Consider the following 19,528-nt stretch of genomic DNA (forward strand, 5'->3'; position numbering starts at 1 on the left):
ATGCTGGAAGAGTGAGGCTTGGTGATTTTCGAGAAGAGAAGAATTGCGGGGTTCGTGTGCGTCGGCTTGACTTGAGCCAGGCCGTCCAGATCTATCAGGTACGAATTTCGCCCGAAAGTCTGATTGGCGAATTGGTCACTCAAAATCTTACGCCTGATGCTTCTACTCATATCAGCAGAGTGCTCGATAGCATGGCTGACGCTGTCCAGCGAGAGGATATGTCGGCCTACATTATCCTGAACTTCGAGTTCCACGATCTGCTCGCCCGGTTTACGACCAATGAAGCGCTATACGGCACTTATAGTTGCTCATCCAATTGATCAAAGAGTCAAGCGCTGTAATGGGGTGCCATTCAAGTCACAGCCTTCGACCCTGGCCAGGTTGCCTCTGCAATTCGCATGAAATTATTACCGTAGATCGCTTGGATATCCGCATCTGAATAACCCAGGCGTGTTAGTTGGTGTGCGACCTCACCCAGTGTCTCTGGCTGCAACTGAACATGGCCGTTCATCTGGCCATAGTGTTCAGTCGGCCACCAGTCGTCCTCTTCTTCACCTTCTGGCAAATCTTTATGCTCAGGGTAAAACTCGGTATCCAAGCCTATGCCAATATGGCTTGTCCCGATGCGCTCTGCCAGATAGTCGATTTGTCGAATGTAAGTGTCTACAGAAGCGGATGGGTCACCTAAGAATATGCCTAAGCCTGTCAGTCCGATCACTCCACCTTGAGCGGCACACGCGAATATTTGTTCGTCGTCGATTGTTCGCGGGTGGTCAAAAATCGCTTTAACGTTAGTGTGAGAGAAAATGGCGGGGTGCTGTGAAATTTCCATAATCTCAAGACTTGAGCGTTTGCTGGCGTGCGAACAGTCAATAATAATTCCCGCGGTATTAATGCCCTGTACGACTGTGCGTCCCAAGGGGGTCAATCCGGTACCTGCTCCATGGCAGCCGCCAGCACAACTGTTGTCGCGGTTGTAGGCAAGCAACATTTGGCGAACCCCCAAGCTTGCGAACAGTTCCACCATCGCAGGATCCTGTAGCAGCATATTTGAACCTTCGAGATCAAAGGAGACCGCGAGCTTTCGATACGTATGCGCATGGTAGATATCGTCAATGGTGGCCACCAGGACAAAGTCTTCAGGGTGATGAGCCAGCCAGCTTCTAAAACCTGCAATCGTTCGCATCACGGTTTCAAACGGGGTCATGTCCATGCCAACGTTGATCGACACATGATGGAAGCCGGCTTCTCGGTACCTGTTCAGGCGGGACATATCCTGTCCGGGAATCAATGGCAAGCACGCATGGGCCTCCCATTGAATCACCGCGGTCTTACTGACTCCTGATGGGTCAAGCTTCATCATTTAAACCCCGTCCTAATAGCTTCGCTATCCACTAGTGCGCTAATGATGCCATAGCGCATTTCGCAATCTGAGCATCCTGTACGCCTAGGCCTGTGAGGTCTGCAACGGTAATCTGCGTATCGTCCTGTCGTCCGATGGCGTGACCGCTCAATACGCTGCCGAGTGCTACAAGCCTGCCCTTGTCGATCAGGCCGGATTTGAAGGCCGCTGAAATTTCACCGAATTGGCAACATTGCTCTATTGAGTCCACGACAATGACATCTGCGCGTGCAACCAGGTGCACATCCAGCTCCTGCTTGCCAAGGCTGTCTGCGCCAATAGCCGTGATGTGTGTCCCAGGGTTGACCCATTCATTCGCTATGATTGCTTCGTGAGAGGGGGTAGCAGTGACGATCAGGTTGGAGTTGGTCGCAACGTCCTTTGCATCGTGGGTGGCAGCAACATCAAAACCTAAAGCCTCGGCAAATTCACAGTATTGTTCCAAACCTTGTTGGTTACGACCGTAAACCGTCAAGCGTCGACAGGCAGTGACGGGCATCAGTTGTTCCAATTGCATGCGTGCCTGGTCGCCAGTACCCACCACACCAATGCCTCTCACCTGTGAAGGCGCCATAGCCCTCGCCACGATTTGCCCTGCTAGCGCTGTACGCATTGAGGTCAGCCACCCGCCATCCCGAAGCAAAGCGACGGGTTGCCCCGTCAAGGCCGAGAAAATCAGCGTCAACCCATCATTACTGGAAAAACCCTTCGCGGGATTGTCGTAGAAACCCGCCGAGACCCTGACTGAAAAAACCTCGTCTCCTAGCATCCAAGCCGACTTCACGCAGCAGTCACCGTTGCTGGCCGGGAACTGAAAGCTCTGAACCGGAGGTAGCTGCACCCGTCCGTTAGCATGGGCAATGAATCCTTCTGCAATCAGCGCAGCAGCGTCTCTCGGGCACAAGAAACTCATGATTTGCGCTTGAGTGTAGATATTCATCGATTGCTCCATCGACTATTGAAAGACGGGCGTTGCGCTTACCCGGCTGACTGGCGGCTACTCGCCGCCGTCAGCGGGGATATGGCACTACAATCGGGTGCTTCAGTGAAAGCGGGCATAACCATAACACAAAAATACATTTAGTCTATGGCTTACATTTTGTGTTTTTTCGAGGCAGAATTTTACCGTGAATAAACATCTAGATAATTACATCAGCAGCGCCCAAGCGATTGCCAAGCTCCTGGATCCGCACGCCGAGGTTATTATTCATGACCTGGCCTCCGGAAAGATTGCACATATCTTCAATGTGTTCTCTCAGCGGCGGGTCGGCGACAGTTCATTGACTGATATCAACGATGGGGCCTCATTCGATGGAGATGTTTCGGGCCCTTATCGAAAGGTGAACTTTGATCGCCGGCAGCTAAGGTCGGTTACCGCGGTGCTCCGAGATCCTGACGGAATTCAGATCGGGCTCTTATGCGTAAATTTTGACATCACTGTCATGAGCGGGATGGCAGAAATCGCTGCATCATTTTTAGGTCTTGAAAATACAGTCGAGAAGCCTCCGGCATTGTTTGCCACAGATTTTCAAGAGTTAGCGCACTCTATTATGGATGAGTTTTTGAGGGCTCGTAGGGTGACGTTGGCGTCGCTAACTTCAGAAGAAATGGTGGCACTGATGGGTGAAATGGATAAAGGCGGCGTCTTTGCGCTCCGCAATGCAACCAATTATATCTGCGAGCTGTTATCTCTATCACGGGCTACCGTATACAAATATTTAAGACGCTCTAGAGCAGGCACTGGTGATTAGTACACGTTCGCCATGCGCGTATGACCAAGCTCGCCAGCGTTTGACAGCTACGTCTTTCAAGGCGCTGTTGAATGAGCGTGGTTCTGGATGCGCCAACACTATGAGGGTGTTACCTTCTCCTTGCGATTTTTGGGTCTCAGATAACCTCTTTTCTCCTGAGCCTGTGCGCCCGCCTTGCTGAGATTCACTACCAGCAGGCCAACAATAGTGAGGCTTGCACCCAGCAGAAATCCGAAACTCGTCTGTTCTCCAAGCCATAGATGACCCATGAATACGCCAAAGAGCGGACTCATGAAAGCCAGCACGCCAAGGCGAGCTGCGAGGTAGCGACGAAGCATCCAGAACCAGATTAAGTAGCTTGCTACTGACACGATTAATGTCTGGAAAACCAGGCTGGCTACTGCACCGTTTGAAAAAATCATTGGGCTTTGGCCCGCTAGCAGGCTTAAAGGCAACAGAAGGAGAAAGGCACCTGCCAGTTGGTAAAACAGGGTCTGGGTTGCCGGCGCTTCACTAAGGCGACTGGTACGCACCGCTACCGTCGTAAATCCCCATGCAGCACCTGCGCACAAACCCAGCAGATCGCCCAGCAGACTGTCTGTGATGGCTAGCTGAGTAGCGACCCCATCACGCGGCATGAGAAAGGTGATGGCAATACCCGCGAATGCTAAAGACATGCCAAGCCATTGAAGTGAACTAAGACGCTCCTCCGGCAGGCGCAGGTGCAGGCCGATGGCGGCGAATAACGGCGCGGTATAAAGAAAAACCGCCATATGCGAAGCACTTGTCCAGCGTAGTCCTTGCGCAACAAATAGAAACTCAGCGGCAAACAAAACGGCCACGACTAACCCGGAGCGGCACCAAATGTTTGGTAACCATACCTCCCGCATGATCCATTTTCCTATTAGCCAGACCAGGCATGCAGCGACTCCGGAGCGAAAGGCGACCTGCATGATAGGGGCTATGTCGCCCGCAACCGCTTTCATCGCCACTTGCTGGGCACCCCATATGAGGCATAGCAGAACCATCACCGCCGTGGCGGCTCCGTCTACTGACTTCCTCATTTATCGACACCTTTTGATCTGCGCACCCCTTTACTTGTCGGCGACGACCTGCTTATCACCTCTGGTGATTTATCGTCAAACCAGGTTGCTCGGACAATCGGCATTGGCTTTTCCTTGGAAGTTGGGATCTGTTGTTGCCCTGCGGCGAACTTCGATTGTGCGAAAGTACACAAGCAGCTACAAATCATGTGTTTTCAGCCTATAGAAGAGAAAAACTACGTTATGAGAGCTGATACGCCCCTTCGGGCCATCGCTTGTTTCGACGCGGTCATGCGAACGGGAAGCGTCAGTCTTGCGGCAAGCCAGCTGTTTGTGACGCCGGGAGCCGTAGGGCAACAAATTCGCAAGCTGGAAGGTTGGCTAGGAACGCCGCTGTTTGTGCGTAATGTGCGCAGGCTACAACCAACGGCTGAAGCTCTGAGCTATTGGGAACAGGTGAAGCCGGCGCTTCGCCAGCTAGAGATCGCCAATCTCGCCGTCCGAGGTCTTAGGGACAGGCAGGTACGTTTAAGCCTGCCGCCGGCGTTCGCTAACTCCTGGTTCGCAAAGCGGATGCCATTGTTCACGGAGCGTCATCCAGAGGTGCAACTGCACCTGAGCGCATCCACCGATACCGTGGACTTCAATGATGCTACCTGCGACCTGGCCGTGCGGCATTTCGATGGGTATGGCAGTGACGTGAACGCAGAACTGCTCTTGCCAGATGAGGTAAGGGTTTATTGCAGCCCGGCTTACCGCGAACGGCTCCAGTTACATAGCCTTGATTGTTTGCTGGGAGCAACCTTGCTCTATACGACGTCTCATGCCCACTGGTCTCAATGGTTATCATCGGTCGGGATGTCTCTCGATAGCTTCTCCAGCAGTCTCAAATTCGATCAGTCTGAGCTGGCAATCGACGCGGCGCGGCGCGATCAAGGTTTAGTCCTCACCAGCCCTTGGCTGGTTGAGGAAGACGTACAACGAGGCCTTCTCATGCCTGTCTTTGACGCGGTACTAAAGACTGGCAAGGGTTATTATCTGGTGCAGGCCAAAGATGTGGTGTTGGGCGAGGCAGCCCAACTGTTGCGCCGATGGCTTTGCGACGTAGCGCAGCGAGCTCAACAAAATTGATAACTTAAGCACACTCTGTCTTGGCTTTGCGCGAGGATCTGCCTTCATTTCTTCGCAGATGCCCATCGTCCTTTCATACCTGAGCGCAATTTGCCGGCGAGCCATGACAGGGCTATCGCTGGAATTGAGAGAAGGACCGCATAGATGATACCGACGCCTAGCAACGGGGATGCACCAGAAATCGCCAAGACTACTGGGACCTGAGAGAGCATTACGATGCCGCCTGCGGACCATTGTGAGCTTCTTAGTGCTGCCCCAAGGATTACTGACAGCGCTAGCGCAGCGGGATAGATAATCGTCCAGTAACTAGCCAGGTCCCAAGGCTCCTCAGCCCCTGTGATTACTGAAACAACAGTCCAAAATAATAGGGATACAACGCAGGTAGCAATGAATGCCATGAACAATTTCTAAACCTTCGGAGCCTATCGGCTTGGGTCGTTATCGTACCTGTGGTTGAGGTTCCAGTCTTTTGATTTTGTTCTTAACCACCTTGTGGAAAATGACAAATTCCCGCGATTGCAGCCATCAACATGACGAGGGGGGGCCAGCCTTCGGCAATGGCTTTTTTCGTCGACTGGTTGTCCGGCGACTAAAGCCAAAATAACAATAGCCAGCTTAGAGGTTTCTAGACCTGAGCCCACGTAGTTGGCGTGTCCTATTGCTTTCTCGCGGCTGCCCGCTGCGCAAGGCTGCGAGCCACTATTGAATACGCACTCCATCGCTGAGTTTACTGATCCAGCCGTTGACGAAACCGAGGAATAGCAAAATCCAGAAATCGCCTCATTTTCAGGGGCATTTGCCCAGGTGACATGTGAATCAGGTTGATAGGCGCCGACAAAGGCTCATATTTATCCAGCACAATCTCCAGCAGTCCCTCGCTGACCGCTTCCGCGACTTGATAGTGCAATAACTGAACGACTCCAACGCCATCAATGGCAGCCTGCGCTGCGGCTTCAGCGGTCGTCACCGATAAGCGCGGTGTAATCCGCCTCGTTGATTCTGTCACGCCATCTTTTGAGTGTTGAAAAGGCATAGGGGCGTCAAGTCGCACGGTTGGCAAATGCTGCAGATCTGCGTGACATTCAGGTCTTCCATACGCTTCCAGCAGCCTGGGACTGGCGCAAATTACAGTTCTCATGGCCCCCACCTGAGTGGCGATCATGCCGCTGTCAGCGAGTGTTCCGATGCGCACCGCCATGTCCACGTGGTCGTCAACGAGGTGCGCGTTGCGATCTGAAAGCAAAAGCCGAATGTTGATTTCGGAAAACTCCCCTAAAAACGCGTTGACGATCGGCAGCACATGCAGCCGACCGAACATGATTGGCGCGGTCAGGACCAGCTCGCCTTTGGGGGCAATGAATTCTCCGGCAGCTTCGCGTTCGGCCACCTCCAACTGCTCCAATATTCGGCGCGCCGCAGCCACGTAAGCCACCCCTGCATCAGTCAACGAGAGCCTGCGCGTGGTTCGAATCAATAAGCGGCTACCTATCAGCATCTCCAGGTCAGAAATTTTCCTGCTGATGGTGGGAAGGGGGATGTCGGCTAGCCGGCCGGCCGCCGTCAGGCTGCCAGCATCAATCGCAGCCACGAGCAGCTTCATTGCCTCAAATCTGTCCATGGAATGTTCCAATATTTGGTAGAGAGATTACCGATATTCTCTGATTATGCAGGTTTATTGAAACAGTCAATATAGCCTTATCAAGTGGGTGCGCCTGACGCTCGACAAGCCATGAACTCACCGCCTGATAGACCACTTATCTTTTTCATTCAGTGTCCAAGGAGTTTGTATGAGCATTAAAAGTTTATTAACGGCAACGGCCCTCAGTGCAGCGCTTCTCAGCGCAGGAGTCGAAGCGGCGGACATTAGCCGTCAAAGCGCAAGCGACGTCCAACACCATTTTGTCGAGGTAAAAGGGGTCAGCATCTTCTATCGGGAAGCGGGCGACCCTTCGGCGCCAACCATCGTGTTGCTTCATGGGTTCCCTACCTCATCCTTCATGTATCGCGACTTGATGTCGAAGCTGGCGGACCGTTACCACGTGATTGCCCCCGACTTCCCGGGTTTTGGATTCTCGGACAGCCCTGATCGCGCGAAGTACTCATACACGTTCGACAACATCGCCAAAACCATGGACGGGTTTACTGAAGCGCTTGCGCTGAAGCGCTACGCGCTTCAAGTTTTCGACTATGGTGCGCCTGTAGGCTGGCGGATGGCCGTCGCACACCCCGATAGAATCACCGCAATCATCAGCCAAAACGGCAACGCTTACGTTGAAGGCCTCAGCGAGGGTTGGAACCCTATTCAACGTTACTGGAACGCTCCCAATGCCGAGAACCGCAACGCATTGCGCGAGTTGCTCAAGCCAGAATCAATCAAGTGGCAATACACGCATGGCGTAGCGGCCCCTGACAGGGTTGCACCGGAAACTTACACCTTGGATTACGCGTTCGTGTCGCGACCAGGTAACGATGAAATCCAGTTGGATTTGTTCGGAGACTATGCGACCAACGTGAAGCGCTACCCCGAGTTCCAGGCATATTTCCGCAAATATCAGCCGCCGATGTTGGCCGTATGGGGAAAGAACGATCCGTTTTTTCTCCCGGCAGGAGCGAACGCGTTCAAGCGTGATATTCCCAAAGCTGAGGTACATCTCTACGATACCGGGCACTTCGCACTGGAAACACACTTGAACGAGATCAGTGGCGAAATCCACCGTTTCCTAGACCGGAATGTGGTGCCGCAAAAATAAGCTCCGTCGCACATGTGCAACGGCGCACGGTGCGCTCGCTGTTGCTGGTCCTCTCTACTTACTCCTTAGGGTGTGGTGTGTTACGTGACTGAATAGCCCCTAGCTTCGTAGAAACATTTGACTGACTCCTTTTGGCCGATTGTGTTGAAAAAGTCGCTCCGCTCAAACTGCCCGGATATTGACCGTGGAAAATGCAACTTTTGCACGTTGCTACGTGAAGTCTGAGCCCGGAAGCCTCAACCAAAAATGAGGATTTCAATCTCAGACGCGTACTTTTCTGCAGTGGAAACCAAGGCCTACTTTTTCAACAGAATCGGCCGTTTTCTGCACATCGTGAGAGTCAGTAAACGACCCAAAGCTGCCATAAGAGTTAAAAAACTGCCGTTCGCTTCGCCAGCTTTCGAGAGCTGCGCGGTGCAAAACGATGCAGGCTGCTCATATGGCCGATGTCCGCAGCCTGCAAACGGCTTACCAGATCCTCGCGTGCTCCTTGTCCGCCATCACGAACGTATTCAAGCTCCGACGTTGTGATCAATGCCACAGGAACCAATCTGACCGGGGATAAGGCATGTCATCCAGTCGGGTAGGGAAATCCGGTTCAGGGGCTCCCAGCAAGACGCCGGTAGAGTCGTCGTCGGTAAAGAAGAGTTTGGGTAGTTGATCACTCATATGGTGCGACCGGCTGAACGTAACCGTCCGAGCAACACATCTTCCTGATGCCATCGGTTAAGGCGATGGTGTCCACCTAAATTTAAGTGGACACCATTTTTAGCCTTTTTAAGCGGACGCCCATGCCACAAGAACGCCGTTCCTATTCCAAGTCCTTCAAGGCCCAGGTCATTACTGAGTGCGCCCATCCTGACACTTCAATTGTATGCGTCCGGGCATCACGCCTTGCGTGATTAGACCGGCTGCCACTTATGCGGCAGCAACTGATCGATCTCACTCGCCCGCTGCGTCGGCAAACGCATGAGGATATCCTTCAAATAGGCATACGGATCATGGCCATTCAGCCGCGCAGACTGGATCAGACTCATGATCGCCGCCGCTCGTTTGCCGCTACGCAGCGATCCAGCGAAGAGCCAGTTTTTGCGTCCCAGCGCCCACGGCCGGATCTGGTTCTCTGCCCAGTTATTGTCAATAGGTACCGCCCCATCACTGAGGTAGCGCGACAGCGCTGCCCAGCGTTTCAGGCTGTAATCCAGTGCTCTGCAAATAGCCGAACCTTCAGGCACGAGGTCGCGCTGGGCGATCATCCAGGTATGCAGTCTATCCATCACCGGGACGGCTTTTTCTTGCCGTATTCGGCGCCGTAAATCCGGCTCCAGATCGCGGACTTCGCTCTCGATTTCGTACAGCAACTGGATGTAGCGCAGGGCCTGCTCGGCGAGCATGCTCTTGTTGGTGGCGTGCAATTCGAAGAACTTGCGCCGGGCATGGGCCATGCAGCCGATCTCGGTCACACCGAGTTCGAAACTGGCCTTGTAGCCGCCAAAGTCATCACACACCAGTTTGCCCTTCCAGTCTTGCAGGAAGTTGCGAGCATGTTCTCCGGCGCGGCTGGGGCTGAAGTCATAAACCACCGCTGCCACGTCCGAAAACTGGCTGGTGGCGTAGGCCCAAACATAGGAACGGTGCGTTTTCTTCGAGCCTGGCGCAAGCATCTGCACCGGTGTTTCATCAGCGTGGACGACCTGCTGCCCAAGCACCACATCGCGCAGCGCGTCAACCAAGGGCTGCAACTGCACGCCGGTAATGCCAACCCATTGAGCCAAAGTGGAACGTGGAATCGCCAGGCCCGCTCGACCGAAAATCGACTCTTGGCGGTAAAGCGGCAGGTGGTCGGCAAACTTGGCGATCATGACGTGGGCCAGCAGCCCGGCGGTCGGGATACCCTTGTCGATGACCTGTGCCGGAACGGGTGCCTGGATCAGCGTTTCGCACTCATCGCATACCCACTTGCCACGGACATGGCGTTCGACGGTGAACACGCCGGGCGTGTAGTCCAGCTTCTCGCTGACGTCCTCACCGATGCGCTTGAGGGCGCAGCCGCATGGGCAGTGGGTGTTGTCCGGTTCGTGATGGATCAGCGTGCGTGGAAACTCTGCCGGCAACGCGGTGCGCTTGGGCTTTTGCTTTTTCTCGGTCGCCGCTGGCGCGGTTTGCAAGGCTTGAAGCTCGGCCTCAATCGCCGCGATATCGGTATCGATCAGGTCATCGAGCAAGCTGGCCTGCTCAGGATTCATCTGCTCGCTGCGCTTGGCAAACTTCAAGCGCTTGAGCTGGGCGATTTCGTGGGTCAGCTTCTCGATCACCGTTTGATCGCGGTTGATCTTCTTGCCCATGGTCTCGACCGTCTTGCCCATCGTCTCGACTTGCTGGTCGAGTGTCTCGACACGCTGTATCAACTGCGCCGCCAAAGCGCGCAGTTGTTCAGGGGTCAGGTGATCGAGATTGGGGAGCGAAGTCATGGTGCCGATTTTGCCAGACCAGACTATTCGCGGCGATAGACCGATAGGCTAATGGCAGCCGCTAAAGCAGTGTGATCGCGCCGCCGGAGCCCGCGCGTTGCCATGGCAGGCCCAGCACCAACGCCTGAAGTTGCTCGGTATCCAGTTCCATTTCAGAGCCATGACGAATGCCAGGCCAGTGAAATTTGCCTTGATTCAAGCGGCGAGCAGCCAGCCAGATACCGAAGCCGTCATGCACCAACACTTTCATCCGTGTGGCTCGGCGATTGGCGAACAGATAAGCACAGTGCGGCTTCGCCGCACCGAACACCGCGATCACTCTGGCCAATGCGGTTTCGGTGCCCGCTCGCATGTCCATCGGTTCAGTGGCGAGCCAGATGGAGTCGATGCGGATCATTGAGCGAGCCCACGGATGAATCGGGCGCATCCTTCGGGATCGGAAGTTGGCCACTTTACCGTGAGCGTTTGTTGGCCAAGTGGTAACTCGATGATCGCCAACGCTTCGGTTTTTCGCTGTGGTTCGACTTTCAAAGGAATGAAAGCTGGCAGCGCGATTGTCTGTTGATCACGATAAAGCGGTAGCCAACGGCGCACGACATTAGCGTTGATACCGTGACTCATCGCAATAGCCGCCACGGAAACACCAGGCTGCTGGCACTCGTGGACGACCTGGGCTTTGAAGGATTTTGAATAGGACTTACGTTCACGCATGGCGATCCTGACATTAAGGGTAATTGCGTCCGCTTAAAATTACGCGGACACAATCACCCTTATTGGCCAAGGTCGGAAGGTGTGTTCGCCGGCCCCTTACCTTCAATTGCCAATGTCGCCTTGACCCACAACCTCAATGCAAACCTCGTCCGTAAATGGATTCGGGTGCATGCGCAGAAAAACCTGGCACTGCAAACTGCCTTCATCCCGGTCAAGACTTCGCCGCCGGTGCCGATGCATCAGGCCCTTCCTGCCACGATCCGAATCGAAGTGCCGCATCCAAAGGTGTAGTCGTGGTGAGTTGGCCAGCAGAAAATGCAGCGGCGTGTTCTGCTTTCCTACGAGACCTGCTGCGATGATCCGCGTCGATTCCATCTGGCTCGCCACCGAGCCCATGGACATGCGCGCCGGCACTGAAACCGCGCTCGTACGAGTCGTGGCGGTGTTCGGTGCGGCGAAGCCGCACTGTGCCTATCTGTTCGCCAACCGCCGCGCCAATCGAATGAAAGTGCTGGTGCATGACGGCGTGGGGATTTGGCTTGCCGCCCGGCGTTTGAATCAAGGACGCTTCTTCTGGCCGGGTGTGCGACACGGCTCCGAAGTTGAGTTGGATGCCGAGCAACTTCAGGCCCTGGTGCTCGGTTTACCTTGGCAGCGCGTCGGTGCAGGCGGAATCATCTCGATGCTTAACATCTGCCATGGCGTGCTTGCCAGCGCAATTGGCCCATCAGTCTATCGTCGCCATCAGCCCTCTCTGGCAAAATCGGCGGCATGACTTTGCATCCAAATCTCGATCAATTAAACCCTGAACAACTGCGTGCCCTGGCGGCGCAGTTGATCCAGCGCGTCGAGACAATGGACAAGCAAATCACTCATCACAAGTCGGTCAACGAGAAACTGGCCCACGAGATCGCGCTGCTCAAACGCTTCAAGCTTGCCAAGCGCAGCGAGCAGTTGAGCCCGGATCAAGCCAGCCTGCTCGACGACTTGATCGATACGGATATCGCCGCTATCGAAGCCGAACTTGAGGCGCTGCAACCGGCACCTGTCGAAGCCAAAGTGCGCCAGCAACCCAAGCGCGCACCGCTGCCACCGCAGTTTCCTCGCACACTGATCCATCACGAACCGGACAACAGCCACTGCCAGTGCGGCTGCGCCCTCAAGCGCATCGGCGAAGATGCCAGCGAAAAGCTCGACTACACGCCCGGCGTATTCACCGTCGAGCGTCACATCCGTGGAAAGTGGGCCTGCGAGCAGTGTGAAACGCTAATCCAGGCGCCGGTACCGGCGCACGTCATCGACAAAGGCGTCCCGACCGCAGGCCTGCTGGCCCACATCATGGTGGCCAAGTTCGCCGACCATCTGCCGCTGTATCGCCAAGAGAAAATCTTCGGCCGCGCCGGGCTGCCCATCGCCCGTTCGACACTGGCGCAGTGGGTGGGTCAAACCGGCGTACAACTGCAACCGCTCGTGGAAGCACTGCGCGAGGCAGTGCTGGCCCAGCGAGTCGTCCATGCCGATGAAACACCCGTGCAGATGCTGGCACCGGGTGAAAAGAAAACGCACCGAGCGTATGTCTGGGCCTACTGCACGACACCATTCTCGGCACTGAAGGCGGTAGTCTACGACTTCAGCCCGAGCCGTGCTGGCGAACATGCGCGCAACTTCCTGGGCACTTGGAACGGCAAGCTGGTCTGCGATGGCTTCGCAGGCTACAAGGCCGGCTTCGAAGGGGGCATCACCGAAATCGGCTGCATGGCCCATGCTCGCCGCAAGTTCTTCGACCTGCATGTGGCGAACAAAAGCCAACTGGCCGAACAGGCGCTGCACTCAATCGGCGGCCTATACGAGGTTGAACGAAAGGCCAAAGAGATGAGCGATGAAGATCGCTGGCGATTACGTCAAGAAATGGCGATTCCTATCGCGGAGAAGTTGCATGAATGGATGCTGGCTCAGCGCGAACTTGTGCCCGAGGGCTCGGCCACAGCCAAGGCTCTGGATTACAGCCTGAAACGCTGGGTAGCGCTGACGCGCTACCTCAATGATGGTGCTGTGCCCATCGACAACAATCGGGTCGAAAATACGATCCGGCCTTGGGCCCTTGGCCGTTCGAATTGGCTCTTCGCCGGATCACTGCGCAGCGGTAAACGAGCGGCGGCAATTATGAGCTTGATTCAATCGGCACGCATGAATGGGCATGATCCGTTCGCGTATCTCAAGGATGTACTGACGCGGTTGCCGACACAGAGGGCCAGTGCAATTGACCAATTACTACCGCATCAATGGGCACAGGGCTCCTAACACGCTATGAGCTACATTCAGTCCGACGCGTCTGAATCTAATGGTGTCGATGGAGGTATTTGCCATGCGGGTTTTTTGTCATCCTGACTGTCGAAAATACGCCGCGCCTTGCGGAAATCCTCAACGTTCTCGACAACCCAAGTCCAGATAGGTGACATGCGGATCAACAGTCCCATACCCAGCGGCGTCAGCTCATACTCGACACGTGGCGGAATCTCACCGAACTCCCGCCGAACCACTAGCCCATCCCGCTCCATGGAGCGTAGCGTCTTGGTTAACATCCGCTGAGTCACCCCAGTCATCTGCCTTTTTATTTCGGCATGGCGCATCGTGCCGTAAACCCCCAGGGCATGCAGAATACCTAACGACCAGCGGCTACCTGCGTGAGCAAGCACTTCTCGTCTGACGCCATCATCGTCTTCTCTAAGCGTTCGGCAAATTGTTTCTGCCTGGCTGAGAGCCTCCTGATCGGTCATTTCATTCTCTGGTATCACAGGTGTGCCTTCTTACGAACGTTGCCTAATCGTGCAAGCATTTGTTCATCTTACAGGCAACAGGTCTCAGGAGAAATCATGACCGAAGTGACCCAGCTTTCCCCCCAATCCATTCTCGTTCTAGGCGCCGGTGAGCTTGGGCTGCCGGTTCTGCGCAATCTTGCGCGAGTAGCAAAGCGCGCGCCCGGCTCCACAATCAGCGTCCTGCTCAGGGATTCGACCATCAACACTCAGGTGCCCGAGAAAAAGGTCGAAATCGATGAGCTTCGAGATCTTGGCATCCAGATGGTGGCCGCAGATCTCGTGAATAATTCAATCGATCAGTTGGCTGAAGTGTTCGCACGGTTCGATACCGTAATAGGCTGCGCAGGCATGGTTGCAGGCCGGGAAACCCCGATGAAGCTGGCTACAGCAGCTCTCAAGTCCGGTGTGAAGCGCTACTTTCCTTGGCAGTTTGGTGTCGACTTCGAGGTAATCGGTCGGGGCAGTCCTCAAGATCTGTTCGATGCTCAGCTTGATGTACGCGAATTGCTTCGCGCCCAGGATAAAACTGAATGGGTAATCATCTCGACGGGTATGTTCACCAGCTTTCTATTCGAGCCAGTATTCGAGGTGGTTGACTTCGAAAACGATACCGTGAACGCGCTAGGCAGTCTTGAGACCAGCGTGACGCTCACGACTCCAGAAGACATTGGTGCGTTGACAGCGGAAATTGTTTTCTTCGAACCTCGCTTCCGCGATCAGATTGTGTACCTCTCGGGAGATACAGTGACGTACGGAGAGGTTGCGAGCCTCCTCGAACGTGTACTGGGTCGCCCGTTCAAACGTAACGTGTGGACTGTTCCGTACTTGCTCCAAGAATTGGAGAGAGACCCAACGCATCACATCAAGAAGTACCGCGCTGTGTTCGCCCAGGGCAGAGGCGTGGCCTGGCCTAAAGCAGGCACTTTCAACGCGCAGCAGTCGACTCAAGTCACGACCGCTGAGGAGTGGGCCCGTGCAAATCTGGCAACCTCATCAGCATAAGGGCAGTAGCTGAACGAACGTTCTCGCGCTCGGAGTTGACCTGCTAAAAAGCTCCTCAGTCTGATAATGGGCGCTGATAACCGAAGCTAAGGCGCGGAGAATGGGTCTGGTAATCCAAGACGACCGAATCTTTATCTTATCCGCACCATCTGCCGAGGTCTGAGGCGTCCCACTTCACTATCTATTGAGTTTTCTAAGCGCGAATTCCGAACCACGGTGACTTAACCAAGCGCTTACTAAAGCCTTGCAAATGAGCGTGGTTTTGAGGAGCACGGGGGAGAATGGTGTGGTCAAGGTGTGTCTGCCGGACGCTTACGAGTTGTCGTAGAAACTGTTGGGATAATACGCCAATAGAGCGCGTGTTTCGCAGTTTGAAAACTGAATGGGTAGCGAGTGTGGGCTACATGACGGCTCACGAAGCGCACCGAGACATCAATCATTACCTGATGCATCGGTACAACTGGATTCGACCGCACCAGTTCAACGATGGGCTGGCCCCGCCTCAGGCCGAGAAAAAACTTAACGTCGTGTCCGGGATTAGTTGACCACTACAATCTCACCCGTTTGAAAGTGCTGTAAGCGCAGCGCTTCTGCTCGCTCGTAGGCCCCCAACAGATTTTTCTCGGCTATGATGATCGAGCAGATCACAAAGAAGCCAGAGCTTCCCGATTTCGACGTATCCAGGTCATGATTGCCAGACTCATCGACGAATGCGAACGTCCTTCCCACGCAACTACTCCATCAGTCAAAGCGCAATGCGCCGCGACTCGCATGTTACCTGAGTTCCAGCCGGCCGCAGCCATATAGTCAGCTAGTCTGGTGGAGGAATTTTTCGGCAACACACGCTGCCTTTTCCTATCGAAAAAGCCTCAGATCGCGGATCGGATAGACGAACTCACGGAAGCATGGGATAGCGGACAGCTCGGCAACGCTAAGAATAAATGAGACGACCACAATGCGCTTCCTTGAAGCTCCGGCGCACCAGACTCCAGGCATTATCAACCAGCGCAAAACGCCTATTCTGGTCAAAAAATTTCGATGTTTTCAACATTTGCATATACATCCAAGCTGACATCGACCGCCCTGTCCAACCTCAGAAGCGCTCCACTTCCCTGCGTTTCTTCGGCATCAGTGCATGCAGTAGAGTCAGCGAAAATCACGATCGCCTTCTGCCCAGTCTTTGAACTGGGGTAGATGATTCCGTCTATCTGAGCTCCATCTCCAGTCCGATACACATGTCGAAAATACTCTGTCACCACTTGGGTGGGCACGTACTCAGCGTGTGCTCTATCACTACGCTCAATTGGCTTGGTGAAATCGTCGATAAAGTTATTCATGAACCGGTAATAGTTACGCAGCTTCTGGAGTGTTGGATCGAAGAGGCTGGGAACAGGAAGCGACTTCGATAGATCCACCACTCTAAGATCTCGAAGAGCAGTGAACTCGCCCGAGGCGACCTTCTTCCCCTTCGCATTGTCAGGCTCGTAAATCTCACGAATGGCTGTATTGAGATCAAATGCACCATAGAACATCGGAATGCCTACTGGGCTCATCCTATTAGGCATATTTGCTCGTTCGGCTGGAGGTGGGCCAAGATCCTTGGCCTGCGTTATCAACTCGTCCTGGTCGACGATCCGAACGCGATAAATTTTTTTCCCGCCCGGAACCGTATCAATAAGACCTAGACTTCCCACAACCCGGCCCAAGGTCTCCAGGATGTCAACCGGGTTCATTTCGTCATGCTGGTCACGATCGTATGCTGGGTTGACCGCCCTGAAAAAGACGAACCGCGCGGTGTGAGTGATGAATTTACTGAAGCTCTGCCAGCCGTAGACCAATATCTTGTGAAGAGGGAGAGAATACGGGTCTTTCTCGCACCATCCGGTGTCATGAATTGACCCGGCAATTGTATCTAGAATCTCTTCTGGGCAATCGGGGCCTACGTCGTAAAGCAGCTCATAAATGTTGTAAACATTACCTTGCCACCCACCTTCTCGGGTCTCGTAGGGAAGTCCTTCATTGGCTGGATCGCCCCACTCCAAGCAGAGGCTGTTCACCACGTGCTCTATCACATTATCCATGGCGGACACTTTGACTGATCTATCGCAGTAGGAGCAGGTACCGGGACTACGATGTCTCCTTACGAATTTTTTCAGCCCAGCGTCTTGAATGCACCTCTCGCATACATAGGTATCCTCAACGCTCGAATAGCCGCGCTCCATTTCCTCTTCCCGCATCCTTTGGACTCTGCCCATCCCGGTAATCTCATTCTGTAGTGAATCTAATCTGCTGGCTTTGCCGACGCAGAAACTTAGAGGATCTCGAAATCGGGGAGTCCTAATCGGCCTTCAAGTAGTAAGGGGGAAATCGCGGGCATCACTCTATCCATGCTGCGGCGACTGACCAAAACCTCTGAGGCTGATAGCCGACGTCGCGAACCCTAGCTTAGCCTTTTCGGTGATCTATCGAAACGTTCGACTCCATGCGGTGAACGCGGGCGGCGATGCCGACCTAATGGCTTAGTAAACTCAATTCCCCGCCCTGCTCTTGCGTACCAAAGCGCTCGCCCCTTTCGGGCCAGCCGAAGACGTGTTTGCAGATGCATATACCACGCAGACACGCTTTCTGAAAGGTAGGCGCAGTCGAAGGATTCCAGTGGATGTTTGATCTAGGGTGATCCAATATTTGGCGGCTTTTACAGCGTAGTACGCTTACTACTTTAGGATTGAGACAGCGTTGATGCGATTTTTTTTGGATACAAACATTTGGAGCTACATCGCGAATGAGGATGCTGGCTGTGAGCTTGCAGCGGTCGCTAGGGCAGCAGACGTTGAGATTGTCGTCTCCCCTGCCGTGGTGGATGAGGTACAGCAACTGCCGGTTCCGGAAGCCCGCCGCAAGGTTCTGCAGCTACTGACAAAAAAGGACTGGAAGCGACTGATGCCCGAGGTGTTCAGCGAATGCGCGGAGCTCAAGTCAGAGATCATCAAGCTTCGACCTGAGTGGGTCATAGCCGAACCTAACCTTAGGGAGTTCAATCGGGTCAGGTACGACTGGGTAAGGCGAACCGGAGGCTACTGGGATCGCGCGCGCCGGGAGATCGAAACACCACCAACGAATGAAAGTGTTCGACGGGACGAAGAAGAACGCTTGGCTGTGGAGCAGTCGTTCGCGATAAGGGAGCGCATGAAGAAAACCAAGCCTGGCGGAGATACACACCTACAGTACGTCGGGCATGTCCCAGAGGCTGGCACTCCAGGCTGGACTGGAAAGCCCGTGCATTACTGGCGGATGCCCAGTCTGCACATGTTCAAATCGGAACTGCAGGTGTATGAGAGTGCGGTGAGAGAATGGCTCGATAGCGAAATTGACGTGCCCGCTATGCTTTCATCGCCAGAGTCGATGAATCGATTATGGCTGCACGAGTTAGACCCCGCCGCAGTTCCGCGGCAATGGCTGCGTGGATCGTTTGAGTTTCTTCAAGCTTGGCACAAAGTCACTACCGGCACCCCTGGCGACACACGACTGGCGACCCATCTAGTTGATGCGGACATCATCATATCGGCCGATAAGAATTTCGTCCGCTTTGCAGAGCGTTGTAGAGAGGATGCACCGTTCAAAATTGGCAAAACACTGCGTGCGCAGGCAAATCGAGTTGGCGTGGACGAGGTGCTGCAATGGATCTCCAAGCCCGACACCCTTTGATGTTCTGTTTCGTGGGTACGCTGTTGATTCCTAGGCCTGTTCCGGGGCAGATGCCCCACAATTGCAGTCGGCTGAAACGAGGTAGCCAGTATGAATGACAACCGTGAGCAGTCGGGTAACGAGCAAGAGCTAGAGAGTTTCCTGCAAAAACAGCAGGCGGACTTCAACGAGCGTAGCTATTGGCTTCAGCATTCGCTGGGCGCGGAAACCCATTGGCTTTTTATCCAGGCGTATGATGCCCTGAAACATGAACTCTACTTGCCGGCTTGCACTGGATTTCTGACCGGAATTGAGGGCTCGCTTCGCAATACGATGGCTCAAGTGAAGATCCCTGCCCCAATCGACAACGTTGACGATATCTCACTGCTCAGTAACTCACTGTTGCGCCAAGCTAGGGCCAATGGCATGTCAATCGACGCCTTAGCATTTCCAGGTGAGCAAGATTTCGAAACCAATTTGCCTACCCGCCAGAACGTGGAACTCGTAAGGGTTCGGCACACCCTGTGTCATGGCAACATTCTTGAGTATGTTAGTGCCCAAGAGGATTTGCCGGCACTCTTCACACCAGAGTGCTGCCGCGACCTTGCCAATAAGCTTCACGTTATCTCTCGTAATTGGGTAGCGAACCTTGGCGCGTTCAGAAAGCAGGCTATGGGACTGCAATAATCGATCGTCTAGTCGAGTCTCACCCTTCTTACCATTTTTTGCGCCTGTATCTCGCCAGGGCGCGAACGCTATTAAGG

20 protein-coding genes and 3 pseudogenes are annotated in these 19,528 nt (G+C 54.2%); 12 read left to right on the forward strand and 11 right to left on the reverse strand.

The genetic code is table 11. From position 1 onward, the window contains the following. Window positions 1–56 precede the first annotated feature (56 nt). Window positions 57–320, forward strand: a complete 264-nt coding sequence (locus MRY17_RS12645; RefSeq protein WP_050784861.1) for an FCD domain-containing protein — start codon at window positions 57–59, stop codon at window positions 318–320. 32 nt (window positions 321–352) lie between these two features. Here the strand turns inward: MRY17_RS12645 and MRY17_RS12650 are convergent, their stop codons facing one another. Together MRY17_RS12650 and MRY17_RS12655 are read right to left on the reverse strand one after the other, a co-directional pair. Beyond that, window positions 353–1,363, reverse strand: coding sequence for a membrane dipeptidase (locus MRY17_RS12650; protein ID WP_232291306.1), 1,011 nt, complete (start codon window positions 1,361–1,363; stop codon window positions 353–355). Window positions 1,364–1,394: 31 nt separating this feature from the next. After that, window positions 1,395–2,342 (reverse strand): ornithine cyclodeaminase family protein, encoded by a 948-nt coding sequence (locus MRY17_RS12655; protein WP_003173932.1) that lies wholly within the window; start codon window positions 2,340–2,342, stop codon window positions 1,395–1,397. Window positions 2,343–2,529: 187 nt separating this feature from the next. On the opposite strand from MRY17_RS12655, the gene MRY17_RS12660 reads away from it, so the two are divergent. Further along, entirely contained in the window at window positions 2,530–3,153 is a 624-nt protein-coding gene (locus MRY17_RS12660) for a helix-turn-helix transcriptional regulator (protein WP_042944678.1), read from the forward strand. Between the two features lie 98 nt (window positions 3,154–3,251). On the opposite strand, the gene MRY17_RS12665 is transcribed toward MRY17_RS12660, so the two are convergent. Continuing rightward, window positions 3,252–4,217: a DMT family transporter gene (locus MRY17_RS12665; RefSeq protein WP_243353880.1), complete on the reverse strand. Its 966-nt coding sequence runs from the start codon at window positions 4,215–4,217 to the stop codon at window positions 3,252–3,254. 222 nt (window positions 4,218–4,439) lie between these two features. Between MRY17_RS12665 and MRY17_RS12670 the strand changes: the two genes are divergently transcribed. Next, window positions 4,440–5,327, forward strand: a complete 888-nt coding sequence (locus MRY17_RS12670; protein ID WP_241194370.1) for a LysR substrate-binding domain-containing protein — start codon at window positions 4,440–4,442, stop codon at window positions 5,325–5,327. A gap of 727 nt (window positions 5,328–6,054) precedes the next feature. On the opposite strand, the gene MRY17_RS12675 is transcribed toward MRY17_RS12670, so the two are convergent. After that, window positions 6,055–6,945, reverse strand: coding sequence for a LysR family transcriptional regulator (locus MRY17_RS12675; protein ID WP_003173935.1), 891 nt, complete (start codon window positions 6,943–6,945; stop codon window positions 6,055–6,057). 169 nt (window positions 6,946–7,114) lie between these two features. Between MRY17_RS12675 and MRY17_RS12680 the strand changes: the two genes are divergently transcribed. After that, complete coding sequence (locus MRY17_RS12680) at window positions 7,115–8,077, forward strand: alpha/beta fold hydrolase (protein WP_206433587.1); 963 nt, start codon at window positions 7,115–7,117, stop codon at window positions 8,075–8,077. A gap of 370 nt (window positions 8,078–8,447) precedes the next feature. On the opposite strand, the pseudogene MRY17_RS12685 reads toward MRY17_RS12680, so the two are convergent. The 4 genes and pseudogenes from MRY17_RS12685 to tnpA form a co-directional block, all read right to left on the reverse strand. Next, a pseudogene (locus MRY17_RS12685) lies at window positions 8,448–8,761 on the reverse strand (hypothetical protein); the annotation flags it as partial. Between the two features lie 218 nt (window positions 8,762–8,979). Further along, window positions 8,980–10,548 (reverse strand): IS66 family transposase, encoded by a 1,569-nt coding sequence (tnpC, locus tag MRY17_RS12690; RefSeq protein WP_243352524.1) that lies wholly within the window; start codon window positions 10,546–10,548, stop codon window positions 8,980–8,982. A 61-nt stretch (window positions 10,549–10,609) separates the two neighbouring features. After that, window positions 10,610–10,945, reverse strand: a complete 336-nt coding sequence (tnpB, locus tag MRY17_RS12695; RefSeq protein WP_243352525.1) for an IS66 family insertion sequence element accessory protein TnpB — start codon at window positions 10,943–10,945, stop codon at window positions 10,610–10,612. Beyond that, window positions 10,942–11,259 (reverse strand): IS66-like element accessory protein TnpA, encoded by a 318-nt coding sequence (gene tnpA / locus MRY17_RS12700; RefSeq protein ID WP_213627872.1) that lies wholly within the window; start codon window positions 11,257–11,259, stop codon window positions 10,942–10,944. Before tnpA ends, tnpB (MRY17_RS12695) begins: the two co-directional genes overlap by 4 nt. A gap of 81 nt (window positions 11,260–11,340) precedes the next feature. Between tnpA and MRY17_RS12705 the strand changes: the two genes are divergently transcribed. The 3 genes from MRY17_RS12705 (at window position 11,341) to tnpC (MRY17_RS12715) (ending at window position 13,560) form a co-directional block, all read left to right on the forward strand. After that, entirely contained in the window at window positions 11,341–11,550 is a 210-nt protein-coding gene (locus MRY17_RS12705; protein ID WP_243353881.1) for a hypothetical protein, read from the forward strand. A gap of 64 nt (window positions 11,551–11,614) precedes the next feature. Next, window positions 11,615–12,034, forward strand: a complete 420-nt coding sequence (gene tnpB, locus MRY17_RS12710) for an IS66 family insertion sequence element accessory protein TnpB (protein WP_243353882.1) — start codon at window positions 11,615–11,617, stop codon at window positions 12,032–12,034. After that, window positions 12,031–13,560 carry an IS66 family transposase gene (gene tnpC / locus MRY17_RS12715; protein WP_243353883.1) on the forward strand — a complete coding sequence of 510 codons (1,530 nt, stop codon included), beginning with the start codon at window positions 12,031–12,033 and terminating at the stop codon, window positions 13,558–13,560. Before tnpB (MRY17_RS12710) ends, tnpC (MRY17_RS12715) begins: the two co-directional genes overlap by 4 nt. A gap of 17 nt (window positions 13,561–13,577) precedes the next feature. On the opposite strand, the gene MRY17_RS12720 is transcribed toward tnpC (MRY17_RS12715), so the two are convergent. Further along, window positions 13,578–14,036, reverse strand: coding sequence for a winged helix-turn-helix transcriptional regulator (locus tag MRY17_RS12720; RefSeq protein ID WP_003429427.1), 459 nt, complete (start codon window positions 14,034–14,036; stop codon window positions 13,578–13,580). 96 nt (window positions 14,037–14,132) lie between these two features. Between MRY17_RS12720 and MRY17_RS12725 the strand changes: the two genes are divergently transcribed. Both MRY17_RS12725 and MRY17_RS12730 read left to right on the forward strand, forming a co-directional pair. After that, window positions 14,133–15,080, forward strand: coding sequence for an aromatic alcohol reductase (locus MRY17_RS12725; protein ID WP_003173940.1), 948 nt, complete (start codon window positions 14,133–14,135; stop codon window positions 15,078–15,080). A 317-nt stretch (window positions 15,081–15,397) separates the two neighbouring features. After that, window positions 15,398–15,625 (forward strand): annotated as a pseudogene (locus MRY17_RS12730) (integrase core domain-containing protein); the annotation flags it as partial. Here MRY17_RS12730 and MRY17_RS12735 read toward each other — a convergent pair. After that, entirely contained in the window at window positions 15,618–15,809 is a 192-nt protein-coding gene (locus tag MRY17_RS12735; protein ID WP_124377934.1) for a DUF3800 domain-containing protein, read from the reverse strand. The pseudogene MRY17_RS12730 and the gene MRY17_RS12735 sit on opposite strands and share 8 nt — an antisense overlap. Before the next feature lie 87 nt (window positions 15,810–15,896). Here MRY17_RS12735 and MRY17_RS12740 point away from each other — a divergent pair. Continuing rightward, a pseudogene (locus tag MRY17_RS12740) lies at window positions 15,897–16,025 on the forward strand (AbrB/MazE/SpoVT family DNA-binding domain-containing protein); the annotation flags it as partial. 80 nt (window positions 16,026–16,105) lie between these two features. On the opposite strand, the gene MRY17_RS12745 reads toward MRY17_RS12740, so the two are convergent. Beyond that, entirely contained in the window at window positions 16,106–17,335 is a 1,230-nt protein-coding gene (locus MRY17_RS12745) for a HEPN-associated N-terminal domain-containing protein (RefSeq protein WP_262020185.1), read from the reverse strand. A gap of 484 nt (window positions 17,336–17,819) precedes the next feature. Here MRY17_RS12745 and MRY17_RS12750 point away from each other — a divergent pair, with 484 nt between their 5' ends. Further along, window positions 17,820–18,785, forward strand: a complete 966-nt coding sequence (locus tag MRY17_RS12750; protein WP_090515864.1) for a PIN domain-containing protein — start codon at window positions 17,820–17,822, stop codon at window positions 18,783–18,785. A 90-nt stretch (window positions 18,786–18,875) separates the two neighbouring features. Beyond that, window positions 18,876–19,451 (forward strand): hypothetical protein, encoded by a 576-nt coding sequence (locus MRY17_RS12755; protein ID WP_124377935.1) that lies wholly within the window; start codon window positions 18,876–18,878, stop codon window positions 19,449–19,451. Window positions 19,452–19,528: the final 77 nt, after the last annotated feature.

It is taken from the genome of Pseudomonas orientalis, from assembly GCF_022807995.1.
In the GTDB taxonomy this organism is placed as follows: domain Bacteria; phylum Pseudomonadota; class Gammaproteobacteria; order Pseudomonadales; family Pseudomonadaceae; genus Aquipseudomonas; species Aquipseudomonas orientalis_B.

Bases quoted from the DNA above. Each gene is read 5' to 3' on its own strand.
- MRY17_RS12650 (WP_232291306.1), bottom strand. From the start codon at position 1,363: ATGATGAAGCTTGACCCATCAGGAGTCAGTAAGACCGCGGTGATTCAA.
- MRY17_RS12655 (WP_003173932.1), bottom strand. From the start codon at position 2,342: ATGAATATCTACACTCAAGCGCAAATCATGAGTTTCTTGTGCCCGAGA.
- MRY17_RS12680 (WP_206433587.1), top strand. From the start codon at position 7,115: ATGAGCATTAAAAGTTTATTAACGGCAACGGCCCTCAGTGCAGCGCTT.
- MRY17_RS12670 (WP_241194370.1), top strand. From the start codon at position 4,440: ATGAGAGCTGATACGCCCCTTCGGGCCATCGCTTGTTTCGACGCGGTC.
- MRY17_RS12745 (WP_262020185.1), bottom strand. From the start codon at position 17,335: ATGGGCAGAGTCCAAAGGATGCGGGAAGAGGAAATGGAGCGCGGCTAT.
- MRY17_RS12755 (WP_124377935.1), top strand. From the start codon at position 18,876: ATGAATGACAACCGTGAGCAGTCGGGTAACGAGCAAGAGCTAGAGAGT.
- MRY17_RS12665 (WP_243353880.1), bottom strand. From the start codon at position 4,217: ATGAGGAAGTCAGTAGACGGAGCCGCCACGGCGGTGATGGTTCTGCTA.
- tnpB (WP_243352525.1), bottom strand. From the start codon at position 10,945: ATGATCCGCATCGACTCCATCTGGCTCGCCACTGAACCGATGGACATG.
- tnpC (WP_243352524.1), bottom strand. From the start codon at position 10,548: ATGACTTCGCTCCCCAATCTCGATCACCTGACCCCTGAACAACTGCGC.
- tnpA (WP_213627872.1), bottom strand. From the start codon at position 11,259: ATGCGTGAACGTAAGTCCTATTCAAAATCCTTCAAAGCCCAGGTCGTC.
- MRY17_RS12675 (WP_003173935.1), bottom strand. From the start codon at position 6,945: ATGGACAGATTTGAGGCAATGAAGCTGCTCGTGGCTGCGATTGATGCT.
- MRY17_RS12720 (WP_003429427.1), bottom strand. From the start codon at position 14,036: ATGACCGATCAGGAGGCTCTCAGCCAGGCAGAAACAATTTGCCGAACG.
- tnpC (WP_243353883.1), top strand. From the start codon at position 12,031: ATGACTTTGCATCCAAATCTCGATCAATTAAACCCTGAACAACTGCGT.
- tnpB (WP_243353882.1), top strand. From the start codon at position 11,615: ATGATCCGCGTCGATTCCATCTGGCTCGCCACCGAGCCCATGGACATG.
- MRY17_RS12750 (WP_090515864.1), top strand. From the start codon at position 17,820: ATGCGATTTTTTTTGGATACAAACATTTGGAGCTACATCGCGAATGAG.
- MRY17_RS12725 (WP_003173940.1), top strand. From the start codon at position 14,133: ATGACCGAAGTGACCCAGCTTTCCCCCCAATCCATTCTCGTTCTAGGC.